This window comes from Microbaculum mangrovi, assembly GCF_051390635.1.
GTDB lineage: Bacteria > Pseudomonadota > Alphaproteobacteria > Rhizobiales > Tepidamorphaceae > Microbaculum.
The window spans coordinates 304218-321706 of the sequence record NZ_JBPODT010000003.1 but is presented as its reverse complement, the minus strand read 5'-3'; the positions used below and the strand labels follow the sequence as shown (position 1 = coordinate 321706).

The following is a 17489-nucleotide window of genomic DNA, read 5'->3' as shown; positions in this document are numbered from 1 at the left end:
GGTCCAGCGAGCCGACCTGGCGCTCGGGCCTGGCGTTCAGTTTGGCGCTCCGGCGCCCTCGTAGGCGCGCCTGAGCGCGGCGAGATCGATCTTCTTCATGGTCATCAACGCGGCCATCGCCCGTTCGGTCCGGTCGGACTCGCCGCATTCCAGCATTGTGAACAGCTCGCCCGGCACGATCTGCCACGACAGGCCGAAGCGGTCCTTCAGCCAGCCGCAGGCCTGCGCGTCCGGGTCGCCGCCGTCGGCAAGGGCCGCCCAGAACCGGTCGACCTCGGCCTGGCTATCGCACCGCACGACGAAGGAGACGGCTTCGGTGAACCTGAAGTTCGGACCGCCGTTGAGCGCAGTGAACCGCTGGTCCGCGATCCGGTAGGTCACGGTCATCGCCGAGCCCTCGGGGCGGCCATGGTGCTCGAAGCCGGCCTTGCCGAAGCGGGTTACGGACAGGATCTCGGAGTCGTCGAAGATGGACACGTAGAATTGCGCGGCCTCCTCCGCCTGTCCGTCAAACCAGAGGCAGGGAGTGATCGTCTGCACACTTGCCATGATACCGTTGCTCCTGCGCTGTACCGGGCACTCAGGGCTCAAGGCTCGTCATCACCGTGGTGCTGACGGGATCGAACGGCGCCGAATTGTGCTCGTGCGCAATGAGCCAGCGGCCGCCGCGGCGCTCCAGGCCGAAGCTCGCGCGCATCCAGAACGTGTTCCTCTCGCCTTTCGGGTCCGTGCCGCCACAACGGACCAGGCAATGCCCGAACGCGACATCGCTGCCGGTCGAAATCTCGAAGTCGTGCATTTCGAAGACCATGTCGGTCATTCCCTCGCACATGGCCATGCACGCCTGCCAGTGCGCCTTGTAGGCGTCGCGGCCCTCGAACTGCAGCTCGGCGATGGCATCGAACGCCCGAATGTCCGGCGCGTAGAACGACGCGATACGATCGCAGTCGGCGGCCCGGATGGCATCGTAGTAGTCGCCCATCAGGCTGCGAATTTCCACCTCCGTCGTCGCTTCGGGTAGCACGGCGTCCATGATTTCCTCCTGCGGTTGGCACATGTCGATGGCGGCGGCGCGATGCCGCCGTTTATCGCTTGACTATTTACGTTGGTATCAACATATTATCGGCATGTCAAACGCCCCCCCGGTCGACCTCGAGACCGCGCATTTCATCCGAGACCATTGCCTGTGCCTGCATGCGCAGCGCGCAGCGCGCGCACTGGCCCGGCGCTTCGACAAAGCGTTGCGGCCACTGGGCCTCACCAACGGCCAGTTCTCGCTCATGACCGCGCTCTCCCGGCCGGTACCGCACGCAATGGGCAATCTGGTGACCCTGCTCGCCATGGACCGCACGACGCTGACGGCGGCGCTGAAACCGCTCGAACGACGCGGCCTCGTCGAGATCAGGGTCGATCCCGACGATCGGCGCAGCCGGCAATTGATGCTGACGCCCGAAGGGCGCGCGCTGCTGGCCGAGGCGGTGCCGATCTGGCGCGACACGCACGCGGAGGTCGAGGCAGCGCTCGATGTCGACCCGAACGCGCTGCGGGCCGGGCTCAACGCGCTGAACTCGCCGGACTGAAATTTTTCGGGCTGGAAATCGTTCGGCTAGAAAGCCGGGATCGCCGGGTCGCCGAACGGCTCCGCCTCGATCCGCTCCACCTCCTCGACGAGACCGGAGATCAGGCCCTCGTCGGCCGTCAGGTGCGGGCGCTCGGCCTCGAGGATCGCCCGGAACAGGGCCTTCTTCGCCGCCAGCGCGTCGATGCCGCGCGCAGCGTCGCCGGCGGCCGCGAGCACGACCGTGACGAGACGATCGGCCGAGACGAGGCGGCCCCACAGATAGTCGTTCTCGCGCCAGGCGCGATTGAAGAAGGCGGCGAAGCGGCGAAGCCGCAGGCCCTTCAACTTGGCCATCGCCGGGCCCTTGCGGATCGTCTGGGCGTCGGCGGGCGAGATCCGGAAGACGCGGATGATGTCGAGTTCGTCGAGGTCCTCCCACTGGGTCATCGGCAGGGTGAGCACGTCGAAGAACGGGAAGCCGATATAGGCGACCATCAGCTCGGTCCTGGCCCAGCCCGGCAGATAGTTCAGCACCATCATCGAGAAGATCTCGTCGAGCCGGTCGTCGACCTGCTGCAGGCCGAGTTCGCGGCCGAGGTGCTCGATCGCGGCAAGCCGGTCCGCGGCCGTCGAGTCGGGTTCGGCCAGGCGGAGCGCGGCGCTCAGGACGTGCGGATCGCCGGGCGGTTCGGACATGCGTTCCTTGATGCCGTCGAGCAGGTCGTAGAGCTCGGTCTTCAGCTCGTCGAGGTTGGCGGGATCGACCGGCTCGGACGCCGCCTCGGCCCGGTTGGAATAGTAGAGCTCGTTCAGGTGACGAATGACGAAGCGCAGCCGGCGGACCCGGAAATCGGCGTCGAAGGCGCGCAGGAAGGCGATCGCCTCCGCCGACACGCGGCCGTCGGGATCGCGCGCCTCGATCAGCAGCGGGCGCGCCATGCGGTGACCGAGCCCGGCGAGGTCGCGGCCGGTCGCCGTTTCGATGAACGCGCGCAGGCGGCGGGCGACGGTGAGAATCTTCAGGTGCAGATAGCTTTCGAAGGCAAAGCCCGCCTCCACGGCCGCGCCGCGGTTGGCAACGTCGCGCCAGGCCGCGAATATGCCGGCCGAGGGCGCATCGTCGCGATCCTCGTCGAGCATCGACTGCACCAGCAGCCGGATGCGCGGGCGCGCCGCGTCGACGACCTCCGAGACCACCGCGATCCGATCGTTCAGCTCCGCGACGCGCTCGAGCTCGTGGTGGATGGGCTCGTTGCGCGGAATCTCGGCCATCGAGGCGAAAATCGCCCGGAAGAACCCCGGCAGCACCTCGTTGTCGGAAAACTCGATGTCCGGGTTCGGGTCGACGAAGACGATACGGCGCACCACCTCGCGGTTGGCCGGCCGTCCCGACAGCGCGGACAGCGCGGCGGCGAAGGGCTTGTTGGTCACGACCGCGCCGTCGACGAAGGGAATGGTGCGCGGGTCGCGACCGTCGCGGGCGACCTCGGCGAGCTTGGCCCGCATGAAGGCGTCGCGATCGGGCCAGTCCATACCCCGGCTGCGCAGGACCGCCTCGGTCTCCTCGATGGTGGCGGGCGCAAAGGCGCCGGGAAACGAGGATGTCGCGCGGGCGGCGAAGATCAGGCCGGGGATGGCGGCGCGGTCGAACTCGCTCTCGATCAGGCCCGAGGCGCGGCGGCGATAGCGGAACCGCATGTCGAACTGATGGTCGAGCTCGATGGCGACCGGCGGGTCGTCGAGCGGCACCTGGCGGGGATGCCCGTTGTAGTCGGTGATCGACACGAACAAGTCGAGCGCGTGATCGTCGGGCAGGAGCGAGTGGCGGGGCGTCCCCTCGCCCACCGCCTCGCCCATCGCCGCCCCCATTGCCTCCGCCGCGTCGAACATCCAGCCGGTGAACCGGGGGCCGGAAAACGGCGGCTGGAACCAGCGGGACCGCACGAAGCGGTCGAGCTTGGTGCGGGTTTCCTCGTTCTCCGCCAGCACCGGGTCATAGCGCAGGATGCGGCTGACGACGGGCGTCATGAACCGCTTGGAGAAGGGGCCGGCCAGCGCCTCCTCCTCAATCAGCCGGGTAACGTCGGCGTTCTCCAGCCACATGTCGCGCAGGGGATGCAGCGGCAGGTCGTGGGCCAGCGCGCGCGACAGGAAGATGCCGTTGATGCCGCCGGCCGAGGCGCCGGCGATGACGTCAACGACGACGCGCAACTCGGTGTGCCGGGCAAGCTGGCGCAGGAGTTCGAAATAGACGCGTTCGGTATCGGTCTCGCGCCCCGGCCCCGCTTCCGCCGGTCCTATCCCGGCGGTCTCGCGCTGCCCCGCCGGCATGGCATGGAACAGCTTTGACGCCCGGACGAGCTTCTTGATCTCCCGGCAGACGCCGAACATGTAGACGGCGAGCGAGACGCCGCCATACAGCACGAGAGCGAGGCGCAGCTCCTTCTCGCGCATCGTTTCCTCCAAGGGAATCCCCGTTGGCGACGTCGCTGCGTCACCGGCGACAATTGTCGCGAGTCGCGTCGTCGCGGCAAGCGCCGGCGGTCAAATAGTCGGCACGGCGCCGCGGACCGCCTGGCTGGCGATCCGCCTGGGCAGACGCGAGGTCCGGGCCAGCAGCGCCACGGGAACGAGGCCGGCGAGCACGATGGTGAGCGCGGCAATGGCGCCCTGCTCGACCATTTCCATCGACGCGTAGGTATAGACGTGCGTCGCCAGCGTCTCGAAATTGAACGGGCGCAGCAGCATCGTCGCCGGCAGTTCCTTCATCGAATCGACGAAGACGAGCAGCGCCGCCGTGGCGACGGCCGGCCTGAGCAACGGCAGATGCACCTCGCGCATCGCGGCGGCCGGCGTGCGGCCGAGCGAACGCGCGGCCATGTCGATATTGGGCGTGACCCGCTCGAGCCCGGCCTCGACCGTTCCGAAGGAGACCGCGAGGAACCGGGTCGCGTAGGCGTAGACGAGCGCGGCGGTCGATCCGGTCAGCAGCAGACCGGTGGAGATGCCGAGGAGCGAGCGCGCCATGCCGTCGACAAAATTGTCGAGGGCGGCGAGCGGCACCAGGATGCCGACGGCGAGTACCGTGCCCGGCACCGCGTAGCCGACGCTGGCGACCCGGGTCAAAAGCTTGACCGAGCGGGCGCCGGTCAGCCGCGCGGCATAGGCGAGGATTACGGCGGCGGCGACGGCGACGGCGGAGGCGACGAGCGACAGGCCGACGCTGTTGGCCGTCAGCGTGAAGTAGGCCGGACCGAAATCGGTCGCGAAGCGCCGCGCGGCGGCATCCAGCAGGTAGAGCGCGGGGAAGACGAAGCCGATCAGCACCGGCAGCCCGCAGACGGCGAGCGCGCCGGCCGCCCGCCAGCCGGTCAGCGGATAATCCGGCAGGGCCTGCAGGCGGCGCGAGGTATGATGGAAGCGCTGCAGCCTGCGCCCGCGCCGCTCCAGCCAGATCAGGAACAGGACGACGACCAGCATGACACAGGCGATCTGCGCAGCGCCGGCGAGATCGCCGCGGTTGGTCCAGGTCGAATAGACCGACAGCGTCAGCGTCTGGACGCCCAGAAACTGCACCGCGCCGATATCGTTGAGGCATTCCATCGCCACCAGCGTCACGCCGACGACGACGGCAGGCCGGGCAAGCGGCAGGGCGACGTGGAAGAAGGTTCCGAAGGCGGTCTTGCCGAGGGTGCGCGACACATCCAGGACGCACATCGACTGCATCAGGAAGGTCGCGCGCACCGTCAGATAGACATAGGGGTAGAGCACGAAGCTCATCACGAAGATTGCGCCGCCGAGCGTGCGAACGTCCGGGAACCAGTAGTCGCGGGCGCTCTGGAAGCCGAACAGGGCGCGGATGAAGACCTGCACCGGCCCAAGCGAATCGAGGATCTCGACATAGGCGTAGGCGACCACGTAGGTCGGCACCGCCAGCGGCAGGAGCAGCATCCATTCGAGCGCGCCGCGGCCCGGAAACCGGCACATGGAGACGAGCCAGGCGCTCGATACGCCGACGATCGCTGTCAGCACGCCGACGCCGAGCATCAGCAGCACGGTCGTCCAGGTCGACCGCGGCAGCACGGTGGACAGCAGATGCGGCCAGATCGAGGGATCGCCGCCGAAGGCGATGACCACCAGCGCGACGATCGGCATGACCGCGAGCACCGCGATCGCGAGGGCACCGAGGACCATCCACGGATGATGGCGCAGGGCGGACCGGTGACGCGCTATGACCTGAGCATCACCGTTCATCGCCCGACTCATCGCTCCTCCGGGGCTTTCAGCTCAATGCCCGCGGGGCCGGACGCTCGGCGAGCGCCATCATCGCCTCGTCGGAAATCGGCTCGATCTCGAGGCCGGCCTCGGCCAGCTCGGCGGCAAGGCATTCTGCCGCCGACACGAGCTCGTCGATGCGGGCGCAGGCCATCAGCTGGCAGGCGGATTCGCAGGCCAGCGGCCGCATGCCCTTCTGGCAGCCGGACACGAGCCGGAGCGCCAGGCACTCGTCCCGGCACATGACCTTGCACGGCCGGGGATAGCAGTCGATCGCACGGCAGGCCTCCGACCGGAGCACCCGGACCCAGCCGGCAAGCTCGGAGACGACCCGCTTAGCGCGGGTCGGTCCAAGTTCGCGGCAATAGTCGTTCCAGACCGCTTCCCAGCAGGCGATGTCGCCGGTTTCGTAGCCGGCCAGCCAGCCGCGCATGCCGAGCACCACGAGGCGTTCGGCACGACGGTCGAGCGATATCGAAGCGGAACCAAGATCAGAGTCCGTCATGGCGCGTTCCCCCGAACAAGCCCCGAACAGGCCGTAGCCACCTCAACCCGCAACGATCACGAGTTCGGCCCCGCGTCGAAATTGACCTCGTCGACGAGGGCGCTCGCCTCGGCCCGGTTCTTCGCCACATCGGTGAGCGGCAATGTATCGGCCTTCAGCTCGCCCCAGGACGCGACGATATCGGACGGCGGAACGCCGGGCTTCAGGGGATACTCGAAATTGACCTCGGCATAGAGCTCCTGCGCCTCGTCGGAGGTCAGGAACTCGATCAGCTTGATCGCCTCGTCCTTGTTCGGCGCGTTCCGGGCCAGCACGACGCCGGAGATGTTGACGTGGGTGCCGTCGCCCTCGGCGTCGGGGAACAGGATCTTGATCGCCTTGGCCCAGTCCTTCTGCTCCGGCTCCTGCTCGTTGGTCTGCATCAGGCCCATGTAATAGGTGTTGCCGAGCGCGATGTCGCACTCGCCGGCGAAGATGCCCTTGGCCTGGGCACGGTCGTTGCCGGTCGGCTTGTGGGCGAGGTTGTCGCGCACATTGGCGAGCCATTCCTTGGTCTTCTCGGCGCCCTCGTGGGCGATGCGCGAGGCGATCAGACCGATATTGTAGGGATGCTGGCCGGACCGGGTGCAGATCCTGCCGCGCCACTGGGGATCGGCGAGTTCCGCGTAGGTGATGGTGTCCTGCGGGACGCGATCGCGGGACGCGTAGATGACGCGGGCGCGCTGTGACAGGCCGATCCAGGCGCCGTCGGCGTCGCGATACTGCGCCGGGATGTTGGCGTCGACGACCGCGGAGACGATCGGCTGGGTGATGCCGGCCTCCTTGGCGCGGTTGAGCGTGCCGACATCGACCGTGACCAGCACGTCGGCCGGGCTGTTGGCGCCTTCCGCGGCGATGCGCTCGATCAGTTCGTCCTTGCCGAACAGCACGTTCACTTTGGTGCCGGTCTCGGCGGTGAAGGCGTCGAACAGCGGCTGGATCAGCCCCGGCTCGCGGGTCGTGTAGACGTTGACCTCGGCGGCCGACGCGGGCAGCGCGGAAGCTAGCGTCAGGGATGCGAAAATCAGGCTGGAACCGGCCCATATGGACCGGGAAAGGAACGGCTTCATGTCTTTCCTCCAATCGACAGGGGTCAAGGCCCTGCCATTAAAGGCCGTGGCACCGGCGGGATGTCGGCGCGACGGCGACAAAAGCGGAAGCGGAAGCGCGAGTCAACAAATTCAGACAAATAAAGTCGGGTTTAGTCTGGAATTAGAAAACTTCTAATTTCAAACGACATGGCGCGACGAAGTATCCAGCCCCGTCTCGCAAGGCTTACGTGGCCGCGCTCCCATGAAACCCGGGTCGTTTCTCGGCAATGACGTGGGACCGGAAGCCCTGTCGGTCTGGTTCGAGATGGACAATCAAGCCGTGCGGCGGACGATCACGGGTAGCGTTCTCGCTACTCCGCCAGCACCCGCTGCTGCGGGAAGGTGATTTCCACCAGGGTCCCCTCGCCCGCCTTGCTGGTCAGGTTGAAGGTCGCGCGGTTGGCCTCGGTCAGCGCCCTGGCGAGCGGCAGGCCCAGCCCGGTTCCGCGTTCCCCGGTCGAGGGCGTGGTTGCGAGCTGGCGGAACGGCTCCATGGCGGTGGCGACATCGCTTTCCGACATGCCGACGCCGGTGTCGCGCACCCTGAGGTGAACTTCACCGGTCTCGCCGAGCGCGGTGGAGACGATCACCTGGCCGCCCGGCGGCGTGAACTTGATGGCGTTCGACAGGATGTTGAGCAGCACCTGGCGGATCGAGCGGGCATCGGCGACGACGCCGGGAAGGCCGCTCGGCAGGCTGGTTCGGATGATGATGCGGGCGCGGTTCGACTGCGGCTGCATCACCGCGACGCACTGCTCGACCAGGTCGTTGAGCCGCAGGTTGGTGAAGGACATCTGGAGCTTGCCGGCCTCGACCTTGGAGAGATCGAGCAGGTCGTTGACGAGGCTCATCAGGTGCTCGCCCGACTCGCGGATGTCCTTCATGTATTCGCGGTAGCGGTCGTTGCCGAGCGGACCGAAACGCTCCTCCAGGATCACCTCCGAGAAGCCGATGATGCCGTTCAGCGGCGTGCGGATCTCGTGGCTCATCTTGGCCAGGAAATCGGATTTCTGGGCGCTGGCGTCCTCGGCCCGCTTGCGCGCGGCGACCAGATCGGCCTCCGCCGCCTTCCAGTCGGTGAGATCACGCAGGACGACGCAGATCCGCGCCGGCTCGCCGGTTCCGACCCGGCCGGGGCTGAACTGGACCGGCACCGGCTCATCACCGTTCAAGAGCGCGATCTCGCGGCCGTTCTCCAGGACGCTCGGGACGCCGCCTTCCAGAAGACCCTGCAGAAGGTCGGCGACGGCGGAGCGATCGTCCGCGACGACGAGATCGATGAAGGGCTTGCTCGCGAGCGTATCCGCATCGACGCCAACCAGCGCGGCGCCTCGCGCGTTGGCCGACTGGATCACCCCGTCTGCATCGAGCACGAAGACACCGTCGAAGGCTGTATCGAGGACCGGCTTGAATTCGTCCGCCGGCAATCCTGCCCGCGCGTCCGCCTTGGGCTGCGCCGTACGGACGCTCATCAGCATCGCCGGGCCGTCGACCCAAGGCGTGCGGCCGAGGCGCACTTCCACGGGGACCGTGCTGCCATCGCGCTTGCGCGCCGTGACCGCCGTTCCGGGTTCCTCGTCCTCGTCGCGACCTTCGATTAGCGCACCGATGCCGCCGGCAATCTCCAGGTCTTCGATATCCGCATACTCGAACAAATCGAGGAACGCGCGATTGGCGGCCAGGACATGCTTGTCGCGCAGGATGGCGAGACCGATAGGGACACGATCGAAGACTTTGAAGACGAGGTCGGGCGCGCGCGGCTGCTCGGGCTCGGCCGGGGCCTCGGCGACCGGCGCCTGCGTGGGCAATTCAGCCGTCGCTTCGGGCGGCGCTTCGGGCGGCGCTTCGGCCAGCCGCTCGACCGTCTCGGCCAGGTCTTCCGCTTTCGGCTCGGCTTCTTCCGCGGCGGGCTCGAAGGCGCCGGGCTCGGAGGCGCCGGCCTCGTCTGCCGTTTCCGGTCCGGCAGCCTGCGATTCCGGCTCTCCGTCGGACCACCGGGCCCCCAGCGCCTCGGCGATCGCCTCGAAGGCGCTACGTTCCTGGTCGTTGAGAGCGCCGTCGACGGCGGCGGACTGCTTGAAGGAATGCAGATGCAGGACTCGCGAGCCGGCACCGCCGACTTCGGCCGTTTTCGGCTTTGTTTCCGACGCGGCCGGCTCCTCGATCGGCTCGGCCGGCCTGTCGGTCTCGGACTCGAGTCTTGCCGGCGGCTCCTCGCGTCTTGCCGGCGGCTCCTCCGGGCGGGCGGAGACGATCGTCAGTTTCGCGCGCTCGCCGCCGCGGGCGGGCTGCTGCGGCCTGCCGACCGGTTTCGGGGGCTCTTCGACGCCGGTTTCGGTCGGCGCCTCCGCGCCGTCCTCGGTCTCGACCGGCGTCACCGAGAGCACATCGGCAAAGCCGCGATAGCCGACGAAGGCGCGGCCCTCGCCGAAACGCGGAAGCGCCGACAGGCGCAACCGGGCGACCTCGCCGTAGTCGGTCGGCCAATCGATCTGGATATTGCTCCAGGTATCGTGGGTTTCGAGTGCCCTGGCGACGCGCTCGCCCGTGTCGATCGACAGTTCGAGATCAAGGTCGATCCACTCGCGGCCGACCACATCGGCGGCCTCGGGGCCGACGATCTCGGCGAAGGCTGCGCCGACCTCGACGAAGCGGCCGTCGGCATCGAGCTGGAAGGTGAACCGGCGCACGTTGGGAAGCGCGCGGGCGGCGCGAAGCTGGCCGGTTTCGGGCTGCTGCGTGGCCGGCTCCTCGCCGGTCTCCGCCTCCGCCGCCTCGTCGGGAGAGGCTTCGTCGACACCGGGGACGTCTTCCGCGTCGTCTCGGGTGGCCGCCCGCGCCTCATCGCCGAAGACAACGAGCGAATACGGACCGTCCGGAAGCGCGAGCGCAACGCGTTCGCCAGCCGCGGCATCCAGATCGGCTGCCGGCTGATTGCGACGGAGCTCGCCCGAGCCGCCGTGCAGAATCAGCGGCGTCGACACCGCCGCGAACGCGGCGAGAAAGCGGTCGTCGAGATCGGCTTTGGCCTTGCCGTTCCGCCCGGCGACGATGAGCACGATGTCGCGGCCGACATCGGCGAGCAGGCGGCACTGGCAGGGAATGGATATGTCGCGCAGGCCGACGAAGAACCGCAAGAGCGACAGGCGCATCGACCCGTCGCGCGGCAGCGAGCGGCCGAGCCGGGCGAGCTGGTTCATGCCCGGGCGTTCCATATCGAACCGGCGGGCGGCGAGCCGGCTGAAATCGGATTCGTCGAAGAAGGCGATGCCAGCGGCGCTGGCAAGCAGGATACGGCCCTCGTCCACATCCCACACCCAAGCCGGCGCCGCGCCGAGAATCGTTTCGGCAACGCCGGGGGCGCGCAACAACATGGACTCGTCGAGCCGGCTGCTCATTTCGGCTTCCAGTTCCTAATCCCGCCTAAACCGCGGGCCGCTTCGTCGCCTGACCCTTCAAGGCCTGCCCCTCGAGCGATCGAAGTTCGGTCCTGCCGCCGCACAAGCCTGCCGACCCGTCACCTGACGCTGTTATAATCGTAGGTTACGAGGGCCGTCCAGCAGAGCGGCCCAATAGCCCCCTCGGCATACGCCGGAATGGTTAAATCCCACAGGCTGGCGTGGATGACCGTCGCTGTAAGGCGAGCCTGAACGACTCAGTCGACAATCCGGACGCGATTCGCGGTTTCGCCGGAACCGTCGTGGACAGCCCCCACCCGGGCATCGGCGCGACGCGGCCGGCCAGCGAATAACGCGGCCTCGCGCGCTGCCAACGCAATCTTTGTGCGATGCACCATTTTTTCTGTTGCATTGCACAATATCCTTTCCTATATTTCCGCTAGGTACGATGCGCGAAGGCTTATGATGCCCGCGCCAGACACGGAAATCCCGAATTCAACGCATCGGCGGCCGCACACGCGCCTGCCGAACCGTGAAAGGATGATCGCCATGACCACCACCAAGGCAAATGCCGCCCCCAAGGCTGCCCCGAAAGCCGCTTCCGTGAAGCAGGACGTCACCGGATTGACTTCGCTCGAGATGCCTGCGGCCTTCCGCGAGATGGCCGAGAAGGGCGCGATGCAGGCCAAGGAAGCCTACGACTCCTACAAGTCGCTCGCCGAAGAGGCGACCGACGCGATGGAAGACACCTTCGCCACCATCAACAAGGGCGCGACGGACTTCCAGTCCAAGGCCCTCGGTGCCGCCAAGGCCAATTTCAACGCCGGTTTCGATTTCGTCGAGAAGATGCTCGGCGTGAAGTCGATCGCCGAGGTCATGGAGCTGCAGACCGAGTTCGCCCGCAAGCAGTTCGATGCCCTGACCACGCAGGTCAAGGATATCCAGGATCTCGCCAGCAAGGTTCAGGCCGAAACCGCCAAGCCGTTCAAAGACGGCGTCGCCAAGGCGATGACCCAGTGGAAGTCGGCCTTCTGAGGCCCTGACACCGTCGGGTTTTTAATCCACATCGAAGAGCCCGGCCCCATGGCCGGGCTTTTTTTTCGTCTCCGCCCGCCCGCTGTTCCCCCGGCCCTTGCGCCGGCAGGGCTTTGTTCGTATTTACTGCCCGAACGCCCGTGCAGCTGTAGCTCAGTTGGTTAGAGCGCCTGATTGTGGATCAGGAGGTCCCCCGTTCGAGCCGGGGCAGCTGTACCATTTTTCTCATTGTTATTATTAATGTTTTTACTTGCCCCTGTGTGATTCCATTGGGCGCTTCGCCCCGTGTCGCCACCATGTCGCCACGGCAAGGAAATCACGTAAGCGCTTTCACCCCCGAACCGCGCTCGACAATCCCCGCATGATCTCCGCCTGCCGGGTGAAGGGAACGTGCGCATAGCACGACATCGTCGTCGCCAGGTTGTCGTGACCCAGGTTCTGGGAAAAGGCCTTCTGTTCCTCGGCGGTCAGATTGAGCTGCGCGGGAAGCCGGCCGAGCGTGTGCCGGAAACTGTGCGGGTTGAAGTAAGGCAGGTCCGCAGCCTCGAAGGCCTCCCGGAAGACCCTGTTGATCGGCTGCGTCGTCGTCCAGTGGCGCCGTTCGAGGCCGATCGCCTCGAACTTGCCGGTGGTGCGGACAAGCGTCGCCGGGAACAGCGGATCGTCCAGACCCCACTTCAGTTCGTTACGCAGATATTCGATCCAGTCGACGACGATGGCGCGGATGTCGTCGCCAACGGGGAAGAACGTCGTGGAGAAGGTCTTCGAGAACTTCGTCCCGACCGTGCGGGCATCCTGGTCGACGCGATCCTCGATGATGTCGACGTGGCGCAGCCGCATGGAGGCGAGAGCCTTGACGCGGGCGCCGGACAGGATGGTGAAGGCGACCAGCGTCCGGTTGCGCTTCTCGATAGGCGTCGCGAAGGGCATCGACTTCAGGACATGGCGGATCTGCTCCAGTGTCGGTGCGCGCGGCTCCCGGTGCGCCTTGGCAATCGCCGCCTCGCGCCGGTCGGGGCTGAAGTAGTCGGCGTCCGCATAGGCGATGCGCGACTTGTAGCCCGGCTTGTCGGCGAGCCACTTGAAGAAAGCCTTCAGGGCATTGAGCCGGGAATAGATCGTCGCCGCGCTCAGCAGCTCGCCGGTGCGGGCATTGGTCTGCTCGCGCAGGTGCTCCTTGAAGCCCTGCGCCTGCCGGATGTGGAACTTCTTGAAGTCGCGGAATTTGGTGTAGACCTCGAAGTCGTGGATGGCGGCGAGATCGGCGTCCAGCGTCGCCTCGCTGCACCCGCGGCAGTTCCGCCGCCATTCGGCATATTCGCGTTTCCTGCGCTCGTTATCGGCGTTGTATTTGGACATGGTGTTCAGTCTCCTTTGGAAGTCACTGTTTGAGGAGGCTCAAGCGCACCCTCCTATGCGTTGCAGTGCTTCCGTAAACGCGATGTCGAGATCGGCGCGGACGGCATCCAGTTTGGCCGGCGATACGCCCCGATAGATCAGCCCGCCGCAGTCCGGGCAGAGGCCCTGCAGGCTGCCGCGCTCGGCGCCGAGCGGGAGATAGTCCGCCATGTTGCCGGCGGGACGCTTCGGCGCGCGGCACCCGAGACAGTAGATCTCGCCGGGCTTCAAGGTGCACTTCCTGGACTGCTTCCGCTCGCCCAGAAACTCCTGTGCGGCCTCTCCCCTGATGAGGAACGGCCGCCTGTCATCCACGACCTCAAGGCCGTCTTTCGAGATCCACCGCCGGACGGTGTTCGGATGTACGCCGACAAGCCGTGCGAGCTGCTTGACCTCGTAGGTCCAGTTCTTCTTCACCTGCCGCGCGGAGGGACGCTTCCTGGTCATGTGAATGCGTCCGCGGGCTAGACCGGGCTGTGGCCGGTCTCAGGCGTCTCCGAGGTCGAACGAACCACCCCCCCGATACGGGCCTCGGCCCAGGCGTCAAGGTCGGCCGGCGCATAGAGCGGCGTGCGGCCGGCCTTGCGGTACAGGGGACCACCGCCGATCACGGCAAGCTTGGCGAGCCACTGCCGCGAGCAAGGAAAGCCGTAGGTGGACTGGATGTAGTCGGCCGCATCGGCACGGCGCAGATAGCGCGCGTTCGGCTTCGTCTCAGGGAAAGTCTGGGTATCGTCCATTTCATTCTCCGCGTCATGTGCCGGACATGTCCGGCGCTGTCGGGAAATGAAATGTTCGACTCGTGACGCCCGAAAAAGACGCCCGATATTCGCCCGATACTTTAATTTCGGGTGTTCTTCGCTCGTCGGTACTCGCGATAGGGAGCGGCAATTCTGTTCTTGATCGTCTTGGCCGTCAGCGGCGGCGCGTCCGGATGGACCTGTTTGAGCCAGCTCGCCAGATGCTCCGATTCCCGTGTCACGGTTTCGGCTACTTCGCCGCGCTCACAGCGCCTCGTGAACTCGGCTTCGGCTAGATGCATCGACGATGGCTTACCAGGGGCGCCCGTTCGGTAGTTCGCTGCATCGGATGCCGCGCGTTCAACAGCTCCGAAAGGCCAAATCCGAGCAACGTCGGATTTCTGAACCATCAGCCGGCGCCACTTCCAGCCCGATCGGTTTCCGTAGGCATCGTCGAACCCGCCGCGCCAATGCTCCTCGTCAAGATAAGGATATGACCGGATGTAGAAGCGCCCGCTCAAGTACAGTTCGTGGACGTCGTCCGAGAAGGGATAGTCGACCTCGCAGCCGGCGAATGCGGTTCCGTCGATCCGCTCCCGCATGCCGCCCTCCTCACCGGGCTCTCCGCTGATCGCGACCTCTCCCGAGGCGATATGGTCGATAAGCGTGTCGAACGCCGGTTTCCACCTATCCGGATCCTCCGGATCGAAATCGACGGTTCCGCCCTCGGTCGCGATCCACTGCGCCGCGCAGGAGAGCGGCATGTACCCGGCGCCCTCCGGCTTCATCAGGGGCGGCAGTTCAGGCTTCCCTTGGGCTGAACGTGGTCCCCAGAGCTGCCACATTGCGTCGCGCGGCACAGTGACATGGTCATAGCGGACGTAGCCTCGGCCTTCCTCATTCACGGTCCGCACTATGTCGCGCTTGTTGACGACGGTGAAATCGAGGTCCTGCCAGAGTTCCGCAGGAATTCGTTCTCGTATACCCGTCGAGGCGTTGACGCCGGTCGCCGGCAGTGAGGGAATCCCTAGTGTGACCTTCAGGTCTTTGATCGCCGCGGAGACCGACATCACCAGAGACTCGTCGTCTTCTTCGACATCCCGGCCGAGCATTTCCTCGAAGTGGAGGCTGTCGAGATTCGCGCGTTCGCGAGGCTCCAGATAGAAGCCGGTGTATGCCGGGCCGTCGGCACTATTGCGCGGTCCCAGTTCGCGCCAGTCCCAGCACCTGGTGCGATAATCGTCCCACCATTCCCGCACCGCCTCCGGCGTCCGATAGGCAATCCATGCGACCGCCATTGGGAGCGTCCAATTCGGCTCGTTCATCGGATCGAAGTCACTCGGGTCCGGATCGTCCCGGAGGGGTTTCAACCCTCGGCGTTCCGCCTCGGCCTCAGCTTCATTCGGCGTCAACTCACCCGCTTGTACGCGGGTAATCAGTTCATCCCTTTCATCGGGCTCGTACATGGCAGTTCGTGTCGGTGGCTTGCGACTCGTCTAGTCGCGCACGACCAGAATACTGCAACAGTACGTCTAAGCCGAACCGACAGGTCGCTCGACGGACCACCCGCGAATTCGGAGCGTTCGCTTCGCGACGAGCGCAGCCGGAATAGCGCCTGTCACAATCGCCGAAACAAGGGACAATTTCCGCAAGGCTTTGCCCCTCTGTTTCATTGGTACTCGGTGAGACGGTTCGCCCCGCGCTCAGGTGGGGCGAACCGTATTACGTCGTCAGTTCCCGGTCCGGCTCTGCATGGCCTTTTCGACCTGAGCCTTGACGGCGGACAGGTTGAAACTCGCGCCCGGCTGCATCGGCGGATAGTCTACCGCCGACTTGGCCAGCTTCGCGACCTCCTGCTGGATGAAGACGAACCGCCAGAACTCGAAGGCCCACCAGTTCGCGGCGAAGAGAGAATCGCCGACATTCATCTTTTCGAACGGGTCGAGACGCAGGTTGTAGATCCCCGGCCAATCGAGAGGCACCTTCGGACCGAACCAGCCGTCGGGCTGATCGATGAAGACGTACTTGAAATCTCCGATCCGGGCCGAGGCCAGAGTAGATTCGGTGAAGTACCACAACTCGTTACGCGCCGACTTCTCGCCCTTTGTCAGCATGTCCATCTGGTTGTAGCCGTCCAGGTAAACCTTGTACTCCTTGCCGTTCAGGGACTTGCCCTTTTGCAGGTCCTCGGCGATGTCGCCGTCGTAGCCGGCGGCGGCGGCGAAGGTCGGGAACCAGTCGAGGCCGGACATGACGCCGTTGATGACCTGCCCCTTCTCGACTTTGCCCGGCCAGCGCAGAACAAGCGGAACGCGGAAGCCGCCTTCGGAGCCCATGCCCTTCCAGCCCTTGAACGGCGTCGTGCCGCCGTCGGGCCAAGAGAAGCCTTCCGCACCGTTGTCCGTGGTCACTGCGATGATCGTGTTGTCGGCGATGCCCATCTCTTCGAGCTTGTTCATGACGTCGCCGATGATGTCGTCGAACTGCGCCATACCGGCTTCCTGGATGGACCAGCCGTTGTTCGCGTTCCGCATCTTCTCGTATTCCGGCGAGAGATGGGTGATCACGTGCATCCGGGTGGGATTGAGCCAGACGAAGAACGGCTTGCCGTCTTTCTGGGCCTTGTCCATGAAGTCGAAGGCATGGTCGCGGATGACGTTGTCGACCGTTTCCATGTTGTACTTGACGCCTTCGACCGGATGCGGCGGCAGCGGCCCCTCGTCGATGATGCGCTGCTTGCCAACCTTGCCCCAGCGCGGATCGACGGTCGGGTCATCCTTGTCGGTCGCGAATGTGTGCAGAAGGTTGCGCGGCCCGACCTTGTCCAGAAGGTCCTTCGGGTAGTTCGGATGCCAGGGATCTTCCATGGCATCAAGATGGTAGAGATACCCCCAGAACTCGTCGAAACCGTGGACGGTCGGCAGGAACTCGTTCCGGTCGCCGAGATGGTTCTTTCCGAACTGGCCGGTCGCGTAGCCGAGTTCTTTCAGGGCGGTTGCGATTGTCGGAGCCTTGTCCGGCATGCCGATCGTGGCGCCCGCCTGCCCGACCGTTGTCAGGCCGGTCCGGATCGGCAACTCGCCGGTGATGAAGTTGGCGCGTCCGGCGGTGCAGCTCGCCTCGGCATAGTAGTCGGTGAAGATCGCCCCTTCCGCGGCGAGCTTGTCGATATTGGGCGTCCGCCCTGCCATTAGGCCGCGATGATAGGCACTGATGTTCCACATGCCGATATCGTCGCCCATGATGAAAACGATGTTGGGCTTTTTGGCATTCTGTGCGGCCACGACGGCGACACCACTGAGAGTAATTGCGGCCGCCAGGGCCGACGACGCCAGAACGGCGCCGAAACGCGTTCGCGCCCGGGATGAACGAACTCTGACATCTGTCATTTCCAGTCTCCCTATCTTCGGTTGGCTAACTCTGGTGCAAAAGAATTTTTCCTGGTGG

The 17489-nt window shown here is 65.7% G+C and carries 14 protein-coding genes and 1 tRNA gene; 3 read left to right on the top strand and 12 right to left on the bottom strand.

The genetic code is table 11. The features are described from left to right. Positions 1 to 36: 36 nt before the first annotated feature. Positions 37 to 549 carry a VOC family protein gene (locus ACSF9G_RS14275; RefSeq protein ID WP_436642739.1) on the bottom strand — a complete coding sequence of 171 codons (513 nt, stop codon included), beginning with the start codon at positions 547 to 549 and terminating at the stop codon, positions 37 to 39. Positions 550 to 580: 31 nt separating this feature from the next. Beyond that, positions 581 to 1033, bottom strand: a complete 453-nt coding sequence (locus tag ACSF9G_RS14270) for a YybH family protein (RefSeq protein WP_436642737.1) — start codon at positions 1031 to 1033, stop codon at positions 581 to 583. Between the two features lie 94 nt (positions 1034 to 1127). Here ACSF9G_RS14270 and ACSF9G_RS14265 point away from each other — a divergent pair, with 94 nt between their 5' ends. Then, positions 1128 to 1580 (top strand): MarR family winged helix-turn-helix transcriptional regulator, encoded by a 453-nt coding sequence (locus tag ACSF9G_RS14265; RefSeq protein ID WP_436642735.1) that lies wholly within the window; start codon positions 1128 to 1130, stop codon positions 1578 to 1580. Positions 1581 to 1606: 26 nt separating this feature from the next. Here ACSF9G_RS14265 and ACSF9G_RS14260 read toward each other — a convergent pair whose 3' ends face one another. The 5 genes from ACSF9G_RS14260 to ACSF9G_RS14240 all read right to left on the bottom strand — a co-directional run bounded on the left by ACSF9G_RS14260 (position 1607) and on the right by ACSF9G_RS14240 (position 10869). After that, positions 1607 to 4015, bottom strand: a complete 2409-nt coding sequence (locus tag ACSF9G_RS14260) for a patatin-like protein (RefSeq protein WP_436642733.1) — start codon at positions 4013 to 4015, stop codon at positions 1607 to 1609. A 90-nt stretch (positions 4016 to 4105) separates the two neighbouring features. Beyond that, the gene (locus ACSF9G_RS14255; protein ID WP_436642731.1) at positions 4106 to 5815 is read right to left on the bottom strand and encodes an ABC transporter permease; all 1710 of its coding nucleotides are present in this window, start codon (positions 5813 to 5815) and stop codon (positions 4106 to 4108) included. 28 nt (positions 5816 to 5843) lie between these two features. After that, positions 5844 to 6341 carry a hypothetical protein gene (locus ACSF9G_RS14250; RefSeq protein ID WP_436642729.1) on the bottom strand — a complete coding sequence of 166 codons (498 nt, stop codon included), beginning with the start codon at positions 6339 to 6341 and terminating at the stop codon, positions 5844 to 5846. Positions 6342 to 6397: 56 nt separating this feature from the next. Further along, positions 6398 to 7450 carry a Fe(3+) ABC transporter substrate-binding protein gene (locus ACSF9G_RS14245; protein WP_436642727.1) on the bottom strand — a complete coding sequence of 351 codons (1053 nt, stop codon included), beginning with the start codon at positions 7448 to 7450 and terminating at the stop codon, positions 6398 to 6400. A 332-nt stretch (positions 7451 to 7782) separates the two neighbouring features. Then, positions 7783 to 10869 (bottom strand): ATP-binding protein, encoded by a 3087-nt coding sequence (locus tag ACSF9G_RS14240; RefSeq protein WP_436642725.1) that lies wholly within the window; start codon positions 10867 to 10869, stop codon positions 7783 to 7785. A 549-nt stretch (positions 10870 to 11418) separates the two neighbouring features. Here ACSF9G_RS14240 and ACSF9G_RS14235 point away from each other — a divergent pair. Continuing rightward, positions 11419 to 11904 carry a phasin gene (locus ACSF9G_RS14235; protein WP_436642723.1) on the top strand — a complete coding sequence of 162 codons (486 nt, stop codon included), beginning with the start codon at positions 11419 to 11421 and terminating at the stop codon, positions 11902 to 11904. Between the two features lie 142 nt (positions 11905 to 12046). Next, positions 12047 to 12123 (top strand) — tRNA-His (locus ACSF9G_RS14230). Between the two features lie 111 nt (positions 12124 to 12234). Here ACSF9G_RS14230 and ACSF9G_RS14225 read toward each other — a convergent pair. The 5 genes from ACSF9G_RS14225 to ACSF9G_RS14205 all read right to left on the bottom strand — a co-directional run bounded on the left by ACSF9G_RS14225 (position 12235) and on the right by ACSF9G_RS14205 (position 17431). Then, entirely contained in the window at positions 12235 to 13263 is a 1029-nt protein-coding gene (locus ACSF9G_RS14225; RefSeq protein ID WP_436642721.1) for a site-specific integrase, read from the bottom strand. Positions 13264 to 13302: 39 nt separating this feature from the next. After that, positions 13303 to 13749 (bottom strand): helix-turn-helix domain-containing protein, encoded by a 447-nt coding sequence (locus ACSF9G_RS14220; RefSeq protein WP_436642719.1) that lies wholly within the window; start codon positions 13747 to 13749, stop codon positions 13303 to 13305. 17 nt (positions 13750 to 13766) lie between these two features. Beyond that, positions 13767 to 14042, bottom strand: a complete 276-nt coding sequence (locus ACSF9G_RS14215; protein ID WP_436642717.1) for a hypothetical protein — start codon at positions 14040 to 14042, stop codon at positions 13767 to 13769. 101 nt (positions 14043 to 14143) lie between these two features. Then, positions 14144 to 15508 (bottom strand): hypothetical protein, encoded by a 1365-nt coding sequence (locus ACSF9G_RS14210; RefSeq protein WP_436642715.1) that lies wholly within the window; start codon positions 15506 to 15508, stop codon positions 14144 to 14146. Between the two features lie 264 nt (positions 15509 to 15772). Continuing rightward, a complete protein-coding gene (locus ACSF9G_RS14205; RefSeq protein ID WP_436642713.1) occupies positions 15773 to 17431 on the bottom strand; it encodes an arylsulfatase in 1659 nt (552 codons plus the stop codon). Positions 17432 to 17489: the final 58 nt, after the last annotated feature.